Source organism: Magnetococcales bacterium, from assembly GCA_015232395.1.
Lineage (GTDB): Bacteria > Pseudomonadota > Magnetococcia > Magnetococcales > JADFZT01 > JADFZT01.
Genome location: JADFZT010000062.1, coordinates 1 through 22,666 on the forward strand (window position 1 = coordinate 1; position 22,666 = coordinate 22,666).

At 55.8% G+C, this 22,666-nt stretch carries 16 protein-coding genes; 2 read left to right on the forward strand and 14 right to left on the reverse strand.

Features of this window, described 5'->3' with window-relative positions; all coding sequences use genetic code 11:
- The 13 genes from HQL52_15180 to HQL52_15240 form a co-directional block, all read right to left on the reverse strand.
- The coding region (locus HQL52_15180) for a hypothetical protein (GenBank protein ID MBF0370792.1) at nucleotides 1-878 on the reverse strand (878 nt) is incomplete at its 3' end.
- Between the two features lie 127 nt (nucleotides 879-1,005).
- The gene (locus HQL52_15185) at nucleotides 1,006-2,304 is read right to left on the reverse strand and encodes a hypothetical protein (protein MBF0370793.1); all 1,299 of its coding nucleotides are present in this window, start codon (nucleotides 2,302-2,304) and stop codon (nucleotides 1,006-1,008) included.
- A gap of 521 nt (nucleotides 2,305-2,825) precedes the next feature.
- The gene (locus HQL52_15190; protein ID MBF0370794.1) at nucleotides 2,826-5,912 is read right to left on the reverse strand and encodes an SLBB domain-containing protein; all 3,087 of its coding nucleotides are present in this window, start codon (nucleotides 5,910-5,912) and stop codon (nucleotides 2,826-2,828) included.
- A 109-nt stretch (nucleotides 5,913-6,021) separates the two neighbouring features.
- On the reverse strand, nucleotides 6,022-8,109 hold the full coding sequence (gene pnp, locus HQL52_15195; protein ID MBF0370795.1) for a polyribonucleotide nucleotidyltransferase: 2,088 nt from the start codon (nucleotides 8,107-8,109) through the stop codon (nucleotides 6,022-6,024).
- Between the two features lie 54 nt (nucleotides 8,110-8,163).
- Complete coding sequence (rpsO, locus tag HQL52_15200; GenBank protein ID MBF0370796.1) at nucleotides 8,164-8,433, reverse strand: 30S ribosomal protein S15; 270 nt, start codon at nucleotides 8,431-8,433, stop codon at nucleotides 8,164-8,166.
- A 24-nt stretch (nucleotides 8,434-8,457) separates the two neighbouring features.
- Nucleotides 8,458-9,402, reverse strand: a complete 945-nt coding sequence (gene truB / locus HQL52_15205; protein MBF0370797.1) for a tRNA pseudouridine(55) synthase TruB — start codon at nucleotides 9,400-9,402, stop codon at nucleotides 8,458-8,460.
- On the reverse strand, nucleotides 9,399-9,812 hold the full coding sequence (gene rbfA / locus HQL52_15210; protein MBF0370798.1) for a 30S ribosome-binding factor RbfA: 414 nt from the start codon (nucleotides 9,810-9,812) through the stop codon (nucleotides 9,399-9,401). The genes truB and rbfA overlap by 4 nt, the downstream gene beginning before the upstream one ends.
- Complete coding sequence (locus tag HQL52_15215; GenBank protein ID MBF0370799.1) at nucleotides 9,809-10,093, reverse strand: DUF503 domain-containing protein; 285 nt, start codon at nucleotides 10,091-10,093, stop codon at nucleotides 9,809-9,811. Before HQL52_15215 ends, rbfA begins: the two co-directional genes overlap by 4 nt.
- Before the next feature lie 190 nt (nucleotides 10,094-10,283).
- Entirely contained in the window at nucleotides 10,284-13,379 is a 3,096-nt protein-coding gene (infB, locus tag HQL52_15220; protein MBF0370800.1) for a translation initiation factor IF-2, read from the reverse strand.
- Nucleotides 13,345-14,151, reverse strand: a complete 807-nt coding sequence (locus HQL52_15225; protein ID MBF0370801.1) for a DUF448 domain-containing protein — start codon at nucleotides 14,149-14,151, stop codon at nucleotides 13,345-13,347. Before HQL52_15225 ends, infB begins: the two co-directional genes overlap by 35 nt.
- Nucleotides 14,129-15,643: a transcription termination/antitermination protein NusA gene (gene nusA / locus HQL52_15230; GenBank protein MBF0370802.1), complete on the reverse strand. Its 1,515-nt coding sequence runs from the start codon at nucleotides 15,641-15,643 to the stop codon at nucleotides 14,129-14,131. The genes HQL52_15225 and nusA overlap by 23 nt, the downstream gene beginning before the upstream one ends.
- A 64-nt stretch (nucleotides 15,644-15,707) precedes the next feature.
- Entirely contained in the window at nucleotides 15,708-16,205 is a 498-nt protein-coding gene (locus HQL52_15235) for a ribosome maturation factor RimP (protein ID MBF0370803.1), read from the reverse strand.
- Nucleotides 16,206-16,588: 383 nt separating this feature from the next.
- On the reverse strand, nucleotides 16,589-16,906 hold the full coding sequence (locus tag HQL52_15240; protein MBF0370804.1) for a septum formation initiator family protein: 318 nt from the start codon (nucleotides 16,904-16,906) through the stop codon (nucleotides 16,589-16,591).
- Nucleotides 16,907-17,085: 179 nt separating this feature from the next.
- Here HQL52_15240 and pyrE point away from each other — a divergent pair, with 179 nt between their 5' ends.
- A complete protein-coding gene (pyrE, locus tag HQL52_15245) occupies nucleotides 17,086-17,733 on the forward strand; it encodes an orotate phosphoribosyltransferase (GenBank protein MBF0370805.1) in 648 nt (215 codons plus the stop codon).
- 254 nt (nucleotides 17,734-17,987) lie between these two features.
- Here the strand turns inward: pyrE and HQL52_15250 are convergent, their stop codons facing one another.
- The gene (locus HQL52_15250) at nucleotides 17,988-18,467 is read right to left on the reverse strand and encodes a hypothetical protein (protein MBF0370806.1); all 480 of its coding nucleotides are present in this window, start codon (nucleotides 18,465-18,467) and stop codon (nucleotides 17,988-17,990) included.
- 290 nt (nucleotides 18,468-18,757) lie between these two features.
- Between HQL52_15250 and metH the strand changes: the two genes are divergently transcribed.
- Nucleotides 18,758-22,483, forward strand: coding sequence for a methionine synthase (gene metH / locus HQL52_15255; GenBank protein ID MBF0370807.1), 3,726 nt, complete (start codon nucleotides 18,758-18,760; stop codon nucleotides 22,481-22,483).
- Nucleotides 22,484-22,666: the final 183 nt, after the last annotated feature.

A 22,666-nucleotide genomic window follows, 5' to 3' on the forward strand; every position in this document is an offset into this window, starting at 1 on the left:
GGGGATGCAGCGTCGCCTTGAATTTCAGCGTTATTTTTTTTCTTCCTATCCTCACGTTTTGACTCAAATATTTTTTGCCTCCAAAGACGGTAGTCTCTGTCTGTCTGCATAGATGTATGGCGTGAGGTAGATTCATGCTCCCAAAATTGAACGGCCATAGGAAGTGTCTTAAATGGATACTCACAATCAAACTTATCTTTTGCAAGAATCACTAGATCGCGATGACTCCATCGGCAAAGTGCGGTCAGATAAGTATCTGCTATTTTTCTCTCCATACGGCGCCGGACAGTTGGACCTGGCTGTTCTGGATAGACATGCTCCAATGTCTGCCCCAGCCTGTCCTGAAGCTTTCCTAGCATATCAGCATAAATTCCAGCTCTATTTCGGAGAATAGTTTGATACAACAAAAACTCTCTTACATCTATCAACACATCCCTCTGTGTTGCACCTGAACTTTGCCGGCCTTCATTATCATTCCATTCAAAAACACGTTGGTGCATTTCGTCCAAGCGCTCTCGAAGGTCGTACCATATGTCTTTCTTTATTTGTTGTACTGCGATGGCCATGGGGCGAACCAACCAAGCCGTACTATCAGTAAGCTCTCCTTGGCACGATGAAGGCCATAAATCGTAGGGGTCTATTGGTGGTTTGGTTTGTGGGAACTCTTCCTCTGTTTTCAAACAAGACAATACATGTGGATTGTTTGAAAGATAGGCAGCTGTAGTTTGCAGATGTTTGGCTTCACGAAGTAAGACAGTAAATCTTGCCTCTAAATCATTACAGGCTCTTTCGTAGGCCAATACCAACTGAGGTTTAAGTGTAAAACCAGCAGAATCATCTGGTCGGACAGCTCGATATAACCTAGGCCTATTACTCATTTCTGTTTTCACCTTATAGTTCAATGTCACATGGAAACAACTGCGTCATTCGAAATTCTAAGCAATATCACTAGACAACCCAACAAAAACAAATTAGACTGCAAAATCTCATTTTAAACAAAACAGATTATTTTTTTAACAAAACACCTAACCATGTAAGATAAGCCGGAACCACACCAAAAGCTAATAGGGTAGTAAGTGATAGTTGAGTTCCCCTAAACATTCTCAGCAATGAAGCTGCAAACCCCACCTGTTCAAGCTTCACTCCCGGCAGCCTGGCTAGCGTATCTTGAGCTTCTTTAAAATAAAAATCCTCGAGATGCGTATTCCCTAAATACAAATAGAAAGAAATGAACCATACAGCCCAGGAGGAAATACAGGCACCCATTAAAGGAAGAACCCTTTCTTGTGTTCCATCTTCAAATAGAGCCTGCCCAAAAAATTCAATAATATCCGGCGCGAACAGTAATGGAATAAGCGGCAGCACCCCTGGCCCCATCATCATAACAATGAACCGCCCCCATCTAAAGGAAATGGATCCATCATCTTCTGTGAACAAAAAGGTTTTATAGACTGCTGAACGCAATACTTGCTGAGATATATCATCACGCGTTCGCCATCTTTTGGAATGGATCTTCTTTTCTTGGCAACCCGCTTTAAGAAGTCTCCTGGAGACCTCTAGTAAACTTGAATCTTTCCATGCTGTATCAAGCAGGGTCAGCCGAAAAGGCCATGCTGAAATTAAACGGCCCAACATAAGCCAGCCTGCATAAAACAAGAAAGGGACTCCAAAACTAATCACAGCACAAAATAACAAAAAATTGTTTATGTTAGGGGAAATAACCTTAAAAGGATCAAAGACCCAATCTCTTCCAAGATATGCATACCAAGCCGACAGAAACATCACCCCCAAGGGAACAATAAAAATCCCAATAAGCCTACTCAGCCTGACCAAAGGAGAGTTCCTGTGCCATGGCCTTGAGTTTCTCATGATTGGTTTCTTTTTCCACTCAATAATATAGTAAAACAACAATGCAACTGTAATCAGTAGTGGTATAAAAGCCAGCCCCCCACCCAATATTTCGTGACCAAACATCACACGCCCAAACAGCTCAAACCTTAATTCTTCATGCATATTTGAAATAGCAGCTATATACAATGGCCAAGCAACATAGTTGAACCCAACAAACAACCAAATCAGATACCCTATTGTAGGCTCCAAAATAAAACGCGTGGAAACAGCCGAAGAAGAACAGACATCATCTTTTATACACTTTCCCTCCGAGTCTTCCACCTTATCATCAAATTTTACTTTCGGATTACTAGTAAGCATCCTCACACTATAAATAGGGTTTTGGATAAAATTTGCCCGCTCAAAAAACCACAAAACTCTGTGACTAAACAAAAGTCTCTTCACGATCATCACGCTGGAGTCCTTGCCTTCCTTGCGGCCCAGATCAGATTGTTTGTTTTTTTTCTGGGTTGGTCACTTGTTAAATACGTTTTATGGACAATCAACACTCTTAATACCCCGCGTCATAAGATGTCTTCCAGCAAGCCCAGTCGACCGCTCCACATAACACGAATAATATTAAAAACAACTTAGCAGTACAATGAAAATTCGACACCTCTTCTTAACCTTTATCTAAAAAAATTTCCGGACTTCATCGCAGTCCTGGCATATTTTTTTCTCTGCATCCTTCCTTACACTCTTGTCAATACAGGTCTGCTTTACCTAGAGGCCCACCAGTAATTTTGTCAATAATCCAACCCTTGGTATTCCTTGCCCCAATAACATCCTTCTCTATAAATAGTTTTACTCGTCCAATTAGACCAAAAAAAATCAGTCATTAATTATTGTTCAAACTATTAACCCGGCAACCAGACCGGCAAAACAAATTTGCCTGAACCCTTATATATGCAGGCTTTGACAGGTTTCCAGCTCGCCTATTGAGTTGCCGGGTTAATAACAAAAGCCTCCTGTGTCACAGCCTGATTCAGGAGCAGGCGGGTGAGTTCTTCCTTGGAGAGGGTGTTGTCAGGGAGGATTCTGCTGAGATCCATGGGCACCACAATGGTGTCCCCGGGAGCTGGGCTGGAATCAGGCCCCAGGAAAAACCAGGAGAGGGGGCCAAAGGCGCGGTTGGAGCCTTGGGGGGCGATCTGGCCGTTGGCTTTGACGATAAACGCATGATACTTGTCCGCCAGAGGGGTCATGCCGCCACTCAGCTCCAGATAATCCGCCAGATCCCGCCCCGGCTGATAAAGGTGTGATGTGGGGCGGTTGACCTCCCCCAGCACCCTCACTTCATTGGATATTTTCGGAATGATCAGGGCATCACCGTGACGCAGAATCACCTCAGCTGGCAGCTCCTTTTCAGCAGCCCACTCTTCATCCGCCACCCTCTCCGCTTCACTTGGGGCCACCTCCCCCTTCAGCAACCCGGGCAGATCGATGGCCAGGCGGCCTTGGGGTTCAACCCGACGCCATTTTTCGATCAGACCAGCCACCCTGCCCCGGTCAATCGCTCCCGGCCCCACTGAGGGGGCTTCAGCCAGAACAGCTTCCAGCCGTTCGATCAGGGCATCGATCTCCATTCGCTCCTGCTCCCGCAGAGAGGCGCGCAAAAAAATCGCCCCTTCCGGAAATGCCTGACTGGTCAATCCGCCAGCACGCGCGATCAACGCCTGGATCGACTCCCCCTCTATCAACGTATACCCCTTGGGAAAATCCACCTCCCCCCACACCCCCACCCGGGTTTCTGAGCCCCAGTGGGAAATGGTCCTGATTTCCAGCACGTCATGGGGCTGCAATTCCATATCTGCCGCCGGGTCACCACTGAGAATGGCGGCCAGATCCACCTCTTGGTGTCGGCTCACCCCCTGCTCATCCACCGTGACCGTATAGTGGGTCAGCTCTGCTGCCAGGGGAGAGGCAGGCTCAGCCAGCCCCCCACCCGCCCGAATAAGATCGCTCACCCGCATCCCCTCTTCCAGAGGGTAGGCTCCGGGGGAACGCACCGCCCCAGTGATGGTGGCCACACGGCTGGGGAGACTCCGGGAGGCTTGAGCCTGCAAAGCATCCAACACCGGCGCCAACAGCCTCTGCCTGGAGAGAGCCCCGCTATCGGAGCCCCTTGGGCCATCAAACCGCTCTGCAGACTGTAGAACCAATGGATCCAGAGGGGCTCTGCCGGCCACATGGCCCTGGCTCCGGTCGTTTGCACCACTCTGGCTCATGACCCGACTCGGCTGCAAACCGACAGGCCTCACCACCGGGGAGAGGGTACGGCTCAACCCAGCACCACCGCTCAGAAGAGAATCGGTAGAACTCTCCGGCACATCTCCCCGGGAGGGGGGATCGTAGGCAGGAAAAAAGATCGCCCGATCCCCCACTTCCAGAGGGAAAGGCTCTTCCCCACCCAGCCCATTGAGCAGCTCTTCAGGCCTCACCGAAAAGGGTTCCACCCCCCCGGTGGTCCCCATGCGTACGATCAATCCATACTCCCTGTCCACCCCCGGCAGCAATCCCCCGGCGGCATCCATCAAAGTGGCCAGATCCATTCCGGCATGGTAGGGATATTCTCCCGGAAACTTGACGTGGCCGCTGATGGAAACCAGCCGTTCGAGATCCCCTCGGGCCTGCCCCTTCAGGGTGCGAATGGTGGGAGCCAAACTCAGGGTGCGGTCTTCAGCCAAGGCAAAAACCGATATTTTATCCCTGGGATGGAGATAAATGTTCTCTTCAGAAGAAGGATCTGCCAACGCCTGTTCCAAATGAGCGGAAAGGCTCATCAAACGGCCATCGGAAGGGTTGATCCGATTGATCAAAACATAGGAAAGATCGCTGCCCGGCTTGAGATCATCCCGGGAATCGATCACATCCACCAGACGCTGGCCATGACGCCACTGATAACTGCCAGGGCGCTGCACCTGACCTGCCAGGGTCACCACCTGCTGCTGCTCTTCCAGCACCTTGAGAACGTTTAACAGATCGCCATTTTTCAATGAGGTGGAGAGAGAGTCGCGCCGCTCCAGGTCGAGATCCAGCTGCACCCGCTGTTTGCTGGGGTCGATCCGGGTAAGCTTGGCCTGGGTGGGATAGGAGGTGGGCAACAATCCCCCGGCCATGGTGAGCAGGGAGCCGACACTTTCCCGCTCCACCAGCTCATAGATGCCCGGGCGCATCACCTCTCCGCTCACCCCAACGGCCTTTTTAAGGGGGGGCACAAAAATCACATCCCCTCCCTGAAGGCGAAGATCCCCCCGGGTATCCCCTCTCAATAACAGGTCATACAGGTCCAACCGACCGATCACCCGTCCCCGACGCTTGAGCTGAATCTGCCGCAGGGAACCGATGGGTTTGATCCCCCCACTCCGGGCCAAAGCTTCGGTCATGGTGGAGAGCGCCGGCACCGGATAGGCCCCGGCTTTTCGCACCTCCCCCAGAATAAAAATCCGGATGGGACGTAGCGCCCCCGGTGCCAGATGAATCAACTCCTGATCCGGCAGCTCCGAGCGAATTTCCTGTTCCAGCACCCCCCGCACAGCAGATAGGCCCATGCCTGAAACAGCCAAAGGAGCCATCCCCGGCAGACGAACAAACCCTTCCCGATCCACGATGAGGGTGTGGGTGCGTTGGCTGTCAGCTGAAGTGCGCACCAAAAGTTCATCCCCCGGTCCCAGGGTATAATCCATCGGGATCGATAGGTTACCGGGAGAGCTGGGAGGTGGCGCATGGGTAAAAAGATCGTAGCCGAAGGGAAGCAGTTCCGACCCGAACATCTGTTGAAAGGGGGAGTGTTGCGTTGAATAAAGCGAAGGGGAGCGGCTGGCCTGTATGGCCCCGGAGTCGGGCAGCGGCAGAGGTGAAAAGGTCGATGGACGACCACTTGCCGTGAGGGAACGATCCATATCCAGGAAAGCCCCCCCGGCCGCTCCAAGGGTAGCTGGCAAGAGCAGCCAAACAAGCCACCCCACCACTGTCAGCAGGATCGTTTTAGCTCGGATCCCCTTTGAGAAAAGTCGTCCCATAAGGCCAAATCCGAAATTCAGTTTGAGTAAAGGAACAAAGGCGTTCCGGCCTGATCAAACAGCCGGAACGCCCTCTTTATACGAACCGCAAGCTCCTTTTTGCGGATGATTACTCTTCTTTGACGTCCTTCATGGTGAGCTTGACCCGGCCCTGGCGATCGATATCGAGCACCTTGACCGTGACCACATCCCCTTCCTTGACCACGTCGGTCACCTTGGCAACCCGGCGATTGGCCAGTTGGGAGATGTGCACCAGACCGTCCTTGTTGGGCAAAATGTTGACGAAGGCCCCGAAGTCGGTCACCCGCACCACTTTACCGCTGTAGATCGCCCCTTTTTCCACCTCGGCAACGATCTGCTTGATCACCTTTTCAGCGGCCTTGGCGCTCTCGCCGTCAGCGGAAGCCAGCTTGACGGTGCCATCATCATCCACATCGATCTGGCAGCCGGTCTCTTCGCTGATTCCCCGAATCACCTTGCCCCCGGGGCCGATGATGTCGCGGATTTTGTCGGGATGAATCTTGATGGTCAAAATTCTCGGAGCGTGGGTGGAGAGTTCGGCACGAGGCGCCGTGATGGCCTTGTTCATCTCTCCCAGGATGTGGAGTCGGCCATCTCGGGCTTGGCCCAAGGCCACCTCCATGATCTCCCGGTTGACCCCCATGATCTTGATATCCATCTGCAAAGCGGTGAGGCCCTTGTCGTTGCCAGCCACCTTGAAATCCATGTCGCCGAAATGATCTTCGTCGCCATTGATATCAGAAAGCACCGCAAACCGCTCCCCATCCTTGACCAGACCCATGGCGATACCAGCCACCGGGGCAGTGATGGGCACACCACCATCCATCATGGCCAACACCGAAGCGCACACCGTCGCCATGGAAGAGGAACCGTTGGATTCGGTGATTTCAGAAATCACCCGTTTGGTGTAGGGAAAGGTCTCCAGGTCGGGCAGGATCGCCGCCATGGAACGGGTCGCAAGCTTACCGTGACCAATCTCCCGACGCCCCGGCGCACCCAAGCGCCCAGTCTCACCCACACTGTAGGGAGGGAAGGTATAGTTGAGATAAAAATGATCCCGCTTTTCCCCATACATCCCTTCGACAATCTGCTCATCCCGACCCGTACCCAGAGTCACAACGGCCAACGCCTGGGTTTCACCCCGGGTGAAGAGCGCCGTACCGTGAGCCCGGGGCAGAACCCCCACCTCACAAACAATAGGCCGGACATCGGTCAGGCCGCGTCCGTCAACCCGCGTACCGGAAGCCAGAATTTTTTCGCGGATGGCGCCAGCCTCCAAGGATTTCATCATGCCCCTTACCTCGGCGACACGACCCTTGTCTCCATCCTCTACCAGCTCCTCCACCGCCCGACTCTTCAGGGCAGAAACCGCTTCCTGACGCTCCAGCTTGGCAGAAATGGTGTAGAGCTTTTCCATCTCAGCCTTGTAGCGGCTGGTGACTTCACTCTTAAGGGCTTCATCCACCTTGGGCGGCTCAACCTTCCAGTGGGGCTTGCCGCAATCGGCTACCAGCTCCTTGATGGCGGCGATGGCAGGCTGGAAGCCATCAAAGGCCATCATCACGGCGTCGAGCATCTCTTTTTCAGAGAGAAAATCGGCTTCCGATTCCACCATGGTCACCGCACTTTCGGTGCCGGCCACCACCAGATCCAGGCGGCTGTTTTCCATCTCTTCCATGGTGGGGTTGAGTTTCAACGCCCCATCAATATGGCCCACTCTGGCCCCGGCAATGGGAACCTCCAGAGGAATGCCGGAGATGGAAAGCGCCGCAGAAGCCCCCACCATCGCCGCCATGTCCGGATCATTGACCCCATCGAAAGAGACCACCGTACAGACCACCTGGGTGTCGTTGACAAAGCCCTTGGTAAACATGGGCCGCAACGGACGGTCGATGAGCCTGGAAGTCAAAATTTCCTTTTCCGAAGGCCGGGTCTCCCGCTTGATAAACCCCCCGGGAATCCGTCCAGCTGCCCAGGTTTTTTCCTGGTAGTGAACCCCCAAAGGAAAAAAGTCCATTCCCGGCCGCGGGCTCTTTTCCGCCGTAGCCGTGCACAAAACCATGGTTTCCCCCCAGCTCACCAAAACCGCCCCATCCGCCTGCCTGGCGATGCGCCCGGTTTCCAGGGTCATGGTGGCCGACCCAAATTCAAAGCTTTTCTTGTGAATATCAAACATAAGGCTTATCTGTTCCCTTCATTTCACTGTAGCAGAAATCTACCCGTACAATGATTATTTACGCAGATTGAGACGACGGATCAGGCGCTGATAGCGGCTCTTTTCCTGTCCCTGTACATAGGTCAGCAGGCGTCTTCTAAGGCCCACCATTTTCAGCAATCCCCTCCGGGAGTGGTGATCCTTGTGATTGGCCTGCAGGTGTTTGGTCAAATTATTGATCCGCTCTGTGAGCAGAGCCACCTGGACTTCCGGTGAACCCGTATCTCCTTTGGCCAGAGCATACTCTTCGATCAATTCCTTCTTGCGTTCCTGTGTAATCGACATCGAAAACCCTCCTTGTTTTTGATGTTACTGCCCGGCTGCTGCCAGAAACAGTTTTTTTGGTCGGCAGTTGCGTCGGCCCAGAATATCGGCATCACGCCCCAGATCCCCAATGGCCCCAAAACGGCCTTCAGGAGTCAACAGACGTACCCGCCCCGATCCCAGGTTTTCAGCCTCTACCCAAACCGGTTGTCCCTGACGCACTTTTTGCCAGGCCTCTGATTGCAATCGAAGTGCCGGGATGTCGTCCAGCACCCGATCGACTGGAAACAAAACGTCCTGCAAAAGATCCTGGGATACCTTTTCCCGTAAACCATCCAGGGTAACGGCATCTTCCAGTTTAAACCCCAAAGTATCGGTCCGCACCAGTCGTTCCAGGTGGGCTCCGCACCCCAGGTGACTACCTAAATCCCGGGCCAGGGCACGCATGTAGGTGCCCTTGCCACAACGAACCTTCAGCTCTGCGACCCCATTGGTAAAATTTTCCAGAGTCACTTCGTGGAGGGTGACCTCCCTGGGGGCCATCTCCACGCTCTTGCCCTGCCGGGCCAATTTATAGGCCCTCACCCCATCCACCCGAATGGCGGAAAAATGGGGGGGAATCTGGGTGATGGTGCCCTGAAAGTGCGTGAGCGCTTCTTCCAGGTCACTCTGTATCGGCACTTCACCGGTTTCCCGGGTCACCTTGCCGGTGAGATCACCGGAATCGGTCTCCTTGCCGAAATGCACCCAGCAGCGGTAGGCCTTATCCCCCTCCAACACCATGGCGATGGTCTTGGTGGCATCCCCCAGACCGATGGGCAACAACCCTTCGGAAAAGGGATCCAGGGTTCCCCCGTGGCCCGCCTTGGCAGCTTGGGTGATCTTTCGGACCAGTTCCACCACCCGGGTGGAGGTCAGTCCCGCTTCCTTATGGATAGCCAACCAACCGTGAAGGGGCTTACCCTTGGCCTTTCGACCCCTCCCCCTCATGCTGACGAGTCCTTCTCTCCCGATGCCAGCCCCTCTTCACCGCTTCCCTCTTCCCCCTCCTCTTCTGCCGGGGGAATATCCAAAGAGTTGATGACGCGATCCATCCGCGCACCATACTCAAAGGATTGATCGATCTCAAAACGGAGTTTGGGAGTTTGGCGCAACTTCAGGCGGCGGCCCAACTGGGTGCGGATAAATCCGGCTGCCCGGGTGAAGGCCCCTTGGACCTCCAAGGCCTCAGCCCCCATAACGGAAAAATAGATGGTGGCATTTTGCAGGTCACGACTCACTTCCACCTCGGAGATGGAGACCATACCCTTGAGTTGCGGGTCGTGGATCTCCTCTCGGGTCAGCATGTCGGAAAGTTCCCGGCGGACCAGACTCGCTACCCGATCAGTTCGGATGCTCATGAGATAATTTCCAGGTGAAAGTCCACCAACACCCCTTCACCGCTGTTTTCGATGAAATTGACTATCTTTTGCATTCGGCTTTGCAGGTGTGCCGGATCGTTGCCAACTGAGACAAATCCCAGTCCAGCGGTCTGCCAGACATCCTGGTGGGCCACCTCGGCAGCAGCCACCTCGAAGCGGTTGCGAACCTGATGCATCAGACGCTTGACGATACTCCGTTTTTCCTTGAGGGAGTGCACTCCTGGAAAATCGAGACGTATCTGGAGAGAGCCAATCTGCATCATCCTAAGTCCGGCAGTTAGGCGTACGCACATGCCCCAGCTTCTTGATCCACCAAGCAAATCGGGAGAAAATCTTGTTCACTATGCGAACCAATATCCTGCACCAGCCACACACGCCCAACTGCCGGATTTAGGATCATTGGAAAGTCAGGCTCCAATCCCTTGGCGGCTCAAGCGCCGCACACCGGGGTTAGCCGGTCAGGCTTTGGCGCACTTCCTCCCGCACATAGATTTCCATGGTGTCCCCGACCTTGATATCGTTAAACTTATCCAGGCCGATGCCACACTCCATTCCCTCCCGCACTTCCTTGGCGTCATCCTTGAAGCGTTTGAGGTCGCCTATGTCACCGTCATAAGTCACCACGTTGTCCCGAAGCAGCCTGGCCCGGGCATTGCGCGTGACCACCCCTTCGGTCACCAGACACCCGGCCACGTTGCCGAGTTTGGAGATGCGGAACACCTCCTTGACCAGAACCTGGGCCACGACACGTTCGCTGATGGTAGGCCGCATCTTCCCTTCCAGGGCCTTGGTCACCTCGTCTACGAGGTCGTAGATGACGCTGAAAAAGCGCATCAAGACCCCTTCCCGCTTGGCCAACTCCCGGGCTTTGGCATCGGCCCGGACATTGAAGCCGATCATCATGGCGTCGGAAGCGATGGCAAGCATGACGTCGGATTCGTTGATGCCACCTACGCCGGTGTGGATCACATTGACCTGCACCTCTTCGCTTTCGGTAATCTTGCCCAAGGCATCAGAGACCGCCTCCACAGAGCCCCGAACATCCCCCTTGACCAGCACCTTGATTTCGTCAGTGTCCTCTTTCTTGATCTGGCTGAAAATTTCATCCATGGCAGTCGGACCCTGCTTGGCCTGCTCTTTCTCACGGATTTTGCCCAAGAGGAACGCGACAATCTCACGGGCCCGTTTTTCCTCGGGCAGACAGACCAGATCGTCACCGGCGTTGGGAACACCGGAGAGACCGATGATCTCCACCGGAATGGCCGGTCCCGCTTCTGTGAGTTCTCGACCGTTATAATCCAACAGGCTGCGGATGCGCCCCCACTCGGTGCCCACCACACAGATATCCCCTACCCGGAGGGTACCGTTTTGAACCAGACAGGTCGCCACCGGTCCCCGCCCCTTGTCAAGCTTCGCTTCGACGATGGTTCCCCGGCCCAACTTGCCGGGATTGGCCTGGAGATTCAACATTTCCGACTGAAGCAGAATCATCTCCTTCAGGGTTTCCAACCCCTCACCACTTTTGGCTGAAACCTGCTGGAAGATGGTATCTCCTCCCCAAGCTTCCGGGATCAGGTCATATTCGCTCAATTGCTGCATTACCCGGTCGGGATTGGCTTCGGGTTTGTCGATCTTGTTGACCGCCACCACAATCGGCACTTTGGCCTGCTTGGCGTGATTGATCGCCTCAATGGTTTGGGGCATGACGCCATCGTCAGCAGCCACCACCAGCACCACGATATCGGTAACCTTGGCTCCCCGGGAACGCATGGCGGTAAAGGCCGCATGGCCCGGGGTGTCCAGGAAGGTGATTTTGTCACCACTGGCCAGGGCCACCTGATAGGCACCGATATGCTGGGTAATACCACCAAACTCCCGAGTAGTGACATCGGTCTTGCGGATGGCATCAAGCAGGGAGGTTTTGCCGTGATCCACATGCCCCATCACCGTGACCACAGGTGGTCGGGATCTGAGAGTCTCCTCGGCATCCGAGGTATCGGCCAGTTCCGCCGCCACCTCAGCCTCTTTCGAGACGAGCTTGGCTTTATGCCCCATCTCACCCACCAGAAGAACAGCGGTATCCTGGTCGAGAACCTGATTGATGGTCACCATCATGCCCTGATTGAAGAGCACTTTGATCACTTCTGAAGATTTGACTGCCATCCGGCTGGCCAACTCGCCAACGGTGATGGTTTCCGGCACGATCACTTCCCGCACCACCGGCTGAGGGGGAGGTTGCGCGACCATTTCCTTCCTGCGCCCCTTATCCCTACCCCGCCCCTTCCGAGAGGAAACGGCCCCGGGCCCGGGTTGGGTGACCCCTTTTTTGCCTTTGCGGCGTCCTTTGGTCCGCAAGGTTTCCCGAGCACCCGCTTCCTTGGCGGGTTCGGCCTTGCTTTCTTCTTCCTTGGCCTGGGCGCGATTTACCTCATCCAGACGTTTACGCTCCCGCAGCTCCTCCAACTGACCCAACCGTTTGGCCACCAGGGCTTCGGTTTTCTTGCGGGCCACATCTTCCCGCTGGGCGTGGGAAAGTTTTTTGGCTTTGGCTTTGGAGCGTGGTTTTTTATCGGGTTCAGCTGCCGCTTCCTCCTCTTTGCTGGCAGCGGCCTTGGGCTCTTCCTCGGCGGTGTCCCTACTGGTGCTGACCTTGGCTTTGTCAGCATCCCCCTCGTTGGGGGCGGATTTGGCCTCAGGCTCCGGCGTGTCAGAGGCCTCAGCGGCGACCGGTTCCTCCTGGGACTCTTCGGATTCCAACTGGGGCTTGGCCTCCGTTTCGCTCCCTTGCTGGTCCGCACTTTCAGGCTCCGCCGCCACATTTTCAACCGGCTCGTCGGCACGATCCGAATCCGACGCGCTTGGGGCAGCAGGCTCTTGCGGGAGATCCGAAGAGGGGGGCTCAGCGGCAGCTTGTGTGGCCGGACTGGTCGCTTCGGCGACCTCTTCAGGCTCCTGGACCACCTCTTCGGCTTCGTCAGAAGCCTCCTGAGCACTGGCCTCTTCCGCTTCCCGCTCCTGGGCTTCGGCCTCCGCCAGGCGAGCCTCTTCGGCTTCCTGCTCCAGCGCCGCCAAACGAGCCTCTTCGGCTTCCTGAAGCTTGCGCTCCTGTTCAGCCTCTTCCCGCTCCTTGCGCTTTTCAGCCTGCTCCTGGGGAGTCAGCGGTCGCAGAATCTGCTGCTGCTTATTGGGATTCTTGGAAGAATCGGCATTGGGTTCCTGGCCACCGGCAAACAGAGTGTCCGAAGAGCCAACGCCGTTGGCTTCAGACTCTCCACCCATTGAGGCTGCCAGATTCGCAGAATCCTCTTCCGCCTTGACGAAGGTCTTCTTGCGACGCACCTCCACGACCACGCTTTTGCTGCGACCATGGGAAAAGCTCTGCTTGATCGAGCCCCCTTCGACCGTTTTCCGAAGCACGATTCGCCGCGGGGCCTTGAGCTGAAGCTTTTTGTCGTTGCTGTCGGATTTCTTGGTTGATTTCAAAAGAACCTTCTCCACCAAAATGCCGTTTTCAATCCATGTGAAAGGCGCGCCATCGAAAAACATCTGCCCGGGTTCGGCGGATAGCACCTTTTCCCACCACACCCAACACAGCTGTCGCACCGCGCCCGAGGGCGCTGCCAAAGTGTGCACGATCCAGAAGCTCGAACATCTCTTTAACCTGATTTCGAGCCATCACCCGGCCAAATTTTTCCCGGGTGTTGTCTGCCGTATCCCCTGCCAGAAGCAGCAAAGCCGCTTCATTTCGGGAGAGGTATTCTTCCACTTCCCTGAGCCCCATGCGCAGGTTGCCAGCCCGCCGGGCCAAACCAAGGCCCTCCATAAAACGCCGGGTCAGGGCGGGCCCCAGTCGTTCCAGCAGCTCTGCCGGATCGGGGTAAGTCAGTTTTTGCCCTTGATGCCTGCCGGAACCAGCCAGCCGCCCCAAAGGGGAACGTTTACCGAGCAGGACTCCGATTCGCTCTTGGGTGGGGACCACATAGGCCCCTCTTCCCGGTAGGCGTCCTGTCAAATCTTCAACCACCCGCCCTCCGGGATCCACCACAAAACGCAGCAGGTGTTCCCGTGGATGACTCTCCCGGCTCACCGCACAGTTTCGTTCCGGGCCGGAGGGCCCCTTTCGGCTCTGTGGGGCAGGATTTTCCCGCTCCATCCGGGAAAGATCGGCCTGCTCCGCCTGACCGGAAGAAATGGGGTCAGCCGATTTTTTCAGAAGCGGATCAGGCGTCTCAGTCACCTTTACAGAGAGAGCGTCCACCTCCCCCGGACTGTGTGGTACCGAAGCCTGCTTCCCTTCACCCCTCACCGGGCTCATCATCAAACCAACCTGCCTGACGGCGCGCCTCAAGGATGACGTTCGAGGCATCTTCCAGCCCCACGGCGCTGTCGGTGAGTTCTACCAGTTCGTCCGAAGCCAGGTCAGCCAGATCGTCCAGAGTGGAGATGCCTTTTTCAGCCAGGGGAATCAGCAACGACTCCGGCAATCCATCGAACTGGGAAAGGCTGGGATCAATCGACAACTCTTCCTTGCGCTCTTCGGTCTCCAGAGCCTTTTGCAGCAGTTGTTCCCGGGCGCGATTGCGCAGCTCCTGGGCGATCTCTTCGTCAAACCCCTCAATGCCCGCCAACTCTTCCAGGGGCACGTAGGCGACCTCTTCCAGGGTGGAAAAACCTTCTTGGATCAGCGCACCAGCCACCTCTTCGTCGAGATCCAGATGCTCCATGAAAGACTGGGCCAGAAGGTGGAACTCTTCGGTGCGACTGGCAGCGTCTTCCTGTTCGGTGATGAGGTTGATACGCCAACCGGTCAGGTCGCTTGCCAAACGGACGTTCTGCCCCCGACGACCGATGGCCAGAGAGAGCTGCTCCTCATCCACGACCACTTTGATGGACTGCTCTTCCTCATCCACCACCACCTTGGCTATTTCTGCCGGGGCCAGGGCGTTACAGACGAACACAGCCGGATCCGGAGACCATTCGATAATATCAATCCGCTCGCCTTGCAGTTCCGTCACCACCCCCTGCACCCGGGAGCCGCGAATACCCACACAGGCTCCTACCGGATCCACGTGGGGGTCGTTGGAACGCACGGCAATCTTGGAACGAAAACCGGGATCCCTCGCCACCGACTTGATTTCGACGATGGAGTCATAAATTTCAGGGACTTCCATCTCGAAGAGCCGGACCACCAGTTGGGGGTCGGTTCGGGAGAGGATGATCTGGGGGCCGCGACTGACATCCCGGACCTCTTGGATATAGGCACGAATACGATCACCGGGGCGATAGTGCTCCCGCATGAGTTGATTTTCAGCTGGGAGAAAAGCGGCGGCACGACCCAAATCAACATAGATGTTGTTGCGCTCAACCCGCTTGACCAAGCCGTTGACCAGCTCGCCACGACGATCGATATATTCTTTGTAGATGCTCTCCCGCTCTGCTTCCCGCACCTTCTGGACGATCACCTGTTTGGCGGTCTGGGCGGCGATGCGACCAAACTCGATGGTGGGCAGCGCCTCAGCAATAAAGTCCCCCTCCTGGGCATCGGGATTGAGACTCTGGGCATCCTCCAGGGTGATATGCAGGTCGGGCTCGAAATCCTCGATCTCGTCGGAGGTGACCACCTCACGGAGTTGATTCAGGAGAAATTCGCCGCTTTCCTTGTCGAAGCGCACCTGAATGTTCTTATGGGCACCGTATTTGCGCCGGGAGGCGGTCTGAATGGCCGTCTCCATGGCATCAATGACCACTTCCCGTTTAATGCCCTTTTCACGGGCCACCTGCTCGGCGATCTGTACGATATCCCCACTCATGAACGAAACCTACTAGTACGCATGAACGAAACCTGCCTGTTATTTCCAAACGATCCGATTTGAATCATCGGTCGTTTTCCCGAGGGTCGAAGTCCAGGTTGGCCTTGCTGATCAGGTCAAACGGGATGCGCCAAAGCGCCTCGCCTTCCCGAAGAAGGACCTTATCCTCCTCCATCCCTTCCAGCATACCAGAAAATCGCTTGCGGGCCATCTCTTTACCTGCCCCCTCCAAGACCAGAGGACGAAAGGTTTTGATGACCGCCAGCTTGCCTGCAAACTGATGAAAGTGTTCCTTTTTTTTAAGTGGTCTGGTCAATCCCGGTGAGGAGACTTCCAGTCGGTAGGGGGTTGAAATGGGATCATGGACATCCAAAAGGCCTTCCAAGCGGTCACTGACGGCGGCGCAATGTGCAAGCCCCACGCCCCCTTCGGCCCGATCCACATAGACCCGGAGTATCCAATCGCCCCCTTCCTTGAGGTATTCCGCATCGACCAACTCACACCCTTCGGCCTCTGCTGCGCTGACAGCCAGTTCGGCCACCCGCTCCACGATTCCCGACATTTTCTACCTGGTACCTTTCGCCTTCTACCTGGCACCTTTCGCCACACCACTAGATTGGCCTCCAATCAAGCGGAAGACCACCTACGCTCCGGAAAATTCAGAATCCGTCATTTCCCTTTTTGGAATTCGCATATGGCCGTCTTCTAAAAAGGGATTACCGCCGATTTTTCGGGATTTTCAACTCCGATTTCAGCTTGAGACGGCCATTCCCATCAGAGATAAACACTTAAAAATCAACGAACTACCAAACAATAGCCGAGATGATTCCGCTGCCAGTCAACCATAAAAAAAAGCCGGCCAAGCCGACTGTCACACCCCGAAACCACGCTCCAGTGTTGCCAACTATAAAGTTTTTTTCGACCAATGCAAGGAAAAGAGGCGCTTCATTCCTCGGAAATGATGAAGAGAATTTCATCTGGATAGACCAGCCCCAAATTGCGCCGGGCCACCTCCTCCAGAGCGACATGTTCCTTTTCGATCATCAGGATTTCCTCTTTAAGCAGCTGGATGCGCTCCTCAGCCAGACGCACTTCCTGACGCACTTCGCGCAACTGCCGCTGGGTATCCTGCCAGCGCACCAACCCCAAATCGTCAAACCACAGCAGATACTGGGCCCAGGCATTCAGCCCCAAGAGGATCAGGCCGATGAGCACCCATTTGGAGGTCGGCCCCGGGGGCGTTGGAGTGTTTCTACCGCTCATGGCCCTCTCTGCAAGGAAATCGCCGTGACCCCGGGAAGGCCGTCAGGCTAAAATAGGGATCACCTTTTTATGGGACAGAGAGGCTTCAAAGGTCTGTTTTTGAAACCATCCATACCCGCCCGAATCAAAAATATCGTGATCGGGGACAAATAGAATACGTTGTCAACCAGAGAGATGCCATGCCCAATGACACCGCCACCGCCTTTTTACGGTTTGCCCTGGAAACAGGGGTTCTGAAATTTGGCCGGTTTCAAACCAAGGCCGGAAGACAAAGCCCCTATTTTTTTAACGCCGGCCTTTTTCACAGCGGCCAAGCCATGGCCCGCCTGGGTCAATTTTATGCCGAAGCGATCCAAGCCTCGGCCATCCCCCACGACATGCTCTTCGGACCCGCCTACAAGGGTATCCCCCTGGCAGTCGCCACCGCCATCGCTCTGGCCCAACACCATGACCGGGACCTGCCCTACGCCTACAACCGCAAGGAAGCCAAGGATCACGGCGAAGGCGGCACCCTGGTGGGGGCGGCCATCAGTGGACGGGCACTGGTCATCGACGATGTGATCAGTGCTGGCACTTCGGTTCGGGAGTCGGTCGCCCTGATCAACCGGGAGGGGGGGAGCTTGGCGGGTGTGGTGATTGCTCTGGACCGTCAGGAGCGGGGGACAGGCAGCCTGGGGGCAGCGACCGAAGTGGCCCAAAGCTTAAACGCCCCGGTCGCGGCCATCGCCCGTCTGGAAGATTTGATCCGCCTGCTGGAAGAAGATCCTTCCCGCAGCAAGGAACTCGACGCCATCCGGGCTTATCGGGATCGCTACGGAGCGGCGTAGGGGGAACTGCTCCAGACAGAAAATGCCCAATGGAGAAAAGGAGGGTGGTGATCTCTTGGGCATCAGAAACAACAGATACACCCCCCCCATACCACTGGGGGGGAAATACCGGTGACCGTGTCAGGAGCCCCCGCAGGCTTGGAACACCCCGATTACCCGCTCCCCTGGCTGGAAAAACCAGGCTGAAAAAATCAGCACGGCCAGCCAAAGGAAATCAGCACAACCGGCCAAAAGGGATCAGCAGTCAAAAGGGGTCAGCGGCACTTCTGCAGAGCCTTGACCGCCTTGGAGCTACCTTTGAGGGAAACCTTGAATTTAAAATTTTTCTTGCCGTTGGAAAAGCTTATTTCCATACGGTCCATCTTGCGGATTTTTTCCAGAAGCCCCTGGGTATTTTCCAAATATTGCCAACGCCAGTAGCTATCCTTGGCCGAGGAGTCAGGGACAAAACCCACCTCTTGGTTCTCCCCCCGGTCAAAGCTGATTTTGAGCTTGTCCCGGGCCATGCCGATCCGGCGGCGCTCGGTAAAAAATTCGCCGTAATAGTCATCAGTAGGGAACAGAGCCAGAATGGCTGCCGTATCCTGTCCGGAAAGGGGCAGAGCCACTTCCAGTTTGCAGGTTCCCTCCACCTTGCGCACCGTAAAACGCCCACTTTTATAAACTTCCCGGGCTTCCACCTCCCCGGAAAAAAAGAGCGCCAGAACCATTACCAGTGCCAGAGAAAAACGCATCTCCATCGCCTCCACTTGCCTTTTCAGTCACCGCTGGGACACCCAACGCGTCCATGTCTATAAATGCCATCCAAAATGGCCAAAAATCAATCCAACACATACAAAACCTTGAAAGTGGACCGGTTACACCCACTCAAGCAAGCTGTCGTCAGCCTGCCATGGGGCTCTTTTCCCCACCAAATGCCGCCTGCTCAACCCGGCAATTGCCGTCATGCGATCTTCCACCATGACAAGGCTATCACCCAGCCTTTATGATTCCATCTCTTTATTCTTTTCACAGGGTACCCAAAATGTCTTCAAACCGAAACCCCGCAATTCCACTTGAAACCAGTTTAAGGGAGCGCATCCTGCTTCTGGATGGTGCCATGGGCACGATGATCCAGGGGTATGGCCTCAGTGAAGCCGCCTTCAGGGGGAGCCGGTTTACAGACCATTCCGTTGATCTCAAGGGGATGAACGACCTGTTGAACCTGACCCAACCCCAGATCATTCGGGAAATCCACACCCACTATCTGGAAGCGGGGGCGGATATCATCGAGACCAATACCTTCAACGCCAACGCCATCTCCATGGCCGATTATGCCCTGGAAGAGTTGGTGTTTGAGTTGAATGAGGCCGGTGCCCGAATCGCCCGGGAAGCAGCAGATGAAATCATGGCCAACACCCCTGGCCGCAGCTGTTATGTCGCCGGGGTGCTGGGCCCCACCAACCGCACCGCCTCCCTCTCGCCGGATGTCAACAATCCCGGCCTTCGCAACGTCACCTTTGATCAACTGAAGGACGACTATGCCAACGCCTTGCGGGGGCTCGTTGCAGGGGGGGCGGATATTTTACTGGTAGAGACCGTCTTTGACACCCTCAACTGCAAAGCGGCCCTCTTTGCCATCACCGAATGGCTGGAAGCAGAACAATCCCCCCTGCCCATCATGGTCTCAGTCACCATCACCGACCAGAGTGGCCGCACTCTTTCCGGGCAAACCGTCGCCGCCTTCTGGAACGCCATCGCCCACGCCAAGCCCCTGATGGTGGGACTCAACTGCGCCTTGGGGGCGGAGCAGATCCTGCCCCATCTTAAAGAACTGGCTCAGGTAGCACCCTGTCATATCACTGTCCATCCCAACGCCGGACTCCCCAACGATCTGGGGGGGTATGATGAAACCCCGGAGGCGATGGCCGAAAAGATTGCCGATTTCGCCCGGGCGGGTCTGGTCAATGTAGTCGGCGGCTGCTGTGGCACCACACCGGACTATATCGCCGCCATGGCCAAAGCCGTCGCTGGCATGCCCCCCCGCGCCCTCCCCACCATCCCCCCCCGCTGCCGACTCTCCGGCCTGGAACCCATGGAGATTGGCCCGGAGTCTCTCTTTGTCAACATCGGTGAGCGCACCAATGTGGCGGGCTCCAAGCGGTTTGCCCGATTGATCCGGGAAGAAGAGTTTGAAACAGCCCTGGCCGTTGCCCTGGAGCAGGTGGAAAACGGCGCGCAAATCGTCGATGTCAACATGGACGATCCCCTCCTGGACGCCCAAACCGCCATGGTCGGCTTTCTCCATCTTTTGGCCTCCGAACCCGACATCTGCAAGGTGCCGGTGATGATCGACTCCTCCAAGTGGGAGGTGCTGGAGGCGGGTCTCAAGACCCTGCAAGGCAAGGGAGTGGTCAATTCATTGAGCTTGAAGGAGGGGGAAGAGCCTTTCCTGGAACAAGCCCGTCTGGCCAACCGCTATGGGGCGGCAGTGCTGGTGATGGCTTTCGATGAAAAGGGGCAGGCGGATACGCTGTCCAGGCGCATCGAAATTTGCCAACGCTCCTATGATCTTCTCACCCAAAAGGCGGGCCTGCCCCCTGAGGATATCATCTTTGATCCCAACATCTTTGCGGTGGCGACCGGTATCGCCGAGCATGATCGCTACGCCTTGGATTTTTTTGAAGCCGCCCGCTGGATTAAAAAAAATCTTCCCCACGCCCTCATCTCCGGGGGCGTTTCCAACGTCTCCTTCTCCTTCCGGGGCCACAACGTCATCCGGGAGGCGATGCATGCCGCCTTTCTCTATCACGGCATCCAGGCGGGTCTCGATATGGGCATCGTCAATGCCGGACAGCTGGCGGTCTATGAGGAGATCCCCAAGGAGCTTCTCACCCGGGTGGAGGATGTGCTGCTCAATCACCGGGAAGATGCCACGGATCGCCTGCTGGAGCTGACCGAAAGCCTCAAAAACGAAGCCTCCCAAGCCCCGGACCAGGCCCAGACGCCTGCCTGGCGGGAAGAGCCGGTCGCCCAACGCCTGAGCCACGCCATGGTCAAGGGAATCACCCAATTTATTGATGATGATGTGGAAGAGGCCCGTCTGGCGGCGAGTCAGCCTCTGGATGTGATTGAAGGCCCCCTGATGGATGGCATGAATCAGGTGGGAGATCTCTTTGGGGCGGGAAAAATGTTTTTGCCCCAGGTGGTCAAAAGCGCCCGGGTGATGAAGCAGGCCGTCGCCCTGCTGATCCCCCACATCGAAGCTGACCAAAAAGGAGCGGGGAAGATCACCACCAAGGGTCGGGTGATGCTGGCGACGGTTAAGGGAGATGTCCATGACATCGGTAAAAATATCGTCAAGGTGGTGCTGCAATGCAATAATTTTGAGGTGATCGACCTGGGGGTGATGGTGCCCACCGAAACCATCATCGCCCGTATCGAAGCCGACTCTCCGGATATCGTCGGCCTCTCCGGACTCATCACCCCCTCTCTGGAGCGCATGAGCGATGTGGCGATGGAGATGGAAAAGAGAGGACTCAAAATCCCCCTCATGATCGGTGGAGCCACCACCTCACCCACCCATACAGCCGTACGCATCGCCCCCCACTATAGTGGCCCCACCCTCCATGTGAAGGATGCCCCGAGAGCCGTCCGGGCGGTGTCGGATCTTCTCTCTCCAACAAGACGCATCCCCCTGCTGGCCAATCTCAAAAAAGAGCAGGCGCGCATTCGGGAGATGCGGGGAGATGGCGCGGCCTCGGATAAAAACCTCACTCCCTTTGCCGAAGCCACTCTGAATCGGCCCGCATTGGATTGGGAAGGGTATGTTCCGGCAATGCCCAGGCAGTCAGGGGAGCTGCAACCCCTCACGCCCACCCTGGCCGAGCTGCGGGCATTGATCGACTGGACCCCTTTCTTCCACACCTGGGAAATTTCCGGTCGCTATCCCGACATTCTGGATGATCTGGTCAAAGGGGAGCAGGCGAGAGAGCTTTTCCAGAATGCCCAGGCCTGGCTGGATCGCTGGGAACAGGAGAGCGACAGCGGACCCGGCTTCAAAGGGGTGGTGGGAATCTTTCCAGCCAACCGGGTGGGCGATCACGATATCGCCATCTACCCGGATGAAACCCGCCAAACCCCGCGCGCTGTTTTCCACACGCTGCGCCAGCAAAAACCAAAACCCAAGGGCAAGGGGTATCTCTCCCTGGGAGATTTTGTCGCCCCCAAAGAAGACCAAATCGCCGATTATCTGGGATTTTTCGCGGTGACTGCGGGGTTGGGGGTAGATGGAGTGGGTGGGATCGCCACCCAACTCGAAGCAGACGGAGACGACTATGGCGCGATCATGGTACAAGCCTTGGCAGACCGGCTGGCTGAAGCGTTCGCCGAGTATGCCCATCTGAAAGCCCGTCGGGAAATTTGGGGCTATGCCGAGCAAGAAAATCTCGATCCACAACAACTCATTGGCGAACAATATCAGGGCATTCGTCCAGCTCCAGGCTATCCGGCACTCCCAGACCACACCGAAAAAAACACCCTGTTTGAACTCCTGGATGCCACCAACCTGACCGGCATGACCCTCACCGAAAGCCAAGCCATGCATCCAGCAGCTTCCGTGTGCGGCTACCTGTTTGCCCACCCATCAGCCCGCTATTTCCGAGTCGGCCCCATTGGCCGGGATCAAGTAGCCGATTATGCCAAACGACGAGGGGTGGATGTGGAAACAGTTGAAAAGTGGCTCGCTCCCAACCTGGGCTATGAACCCTGATGGGATAGGCTGGATGGGAAATAAGGGCAGGGGTAGGGGCAGAAGCAAGATCAAAATCAAGATCAAAATCAAAAGAAAGACCGTGGGGGCTCGCCCCCACACCCCCAGGGGGTTGTAAAGCAAAGTCAAAAGACAGGGAGGATCAAAGTCAAAAGACAGACCTTGGGGGGAAGGAATCCCCCC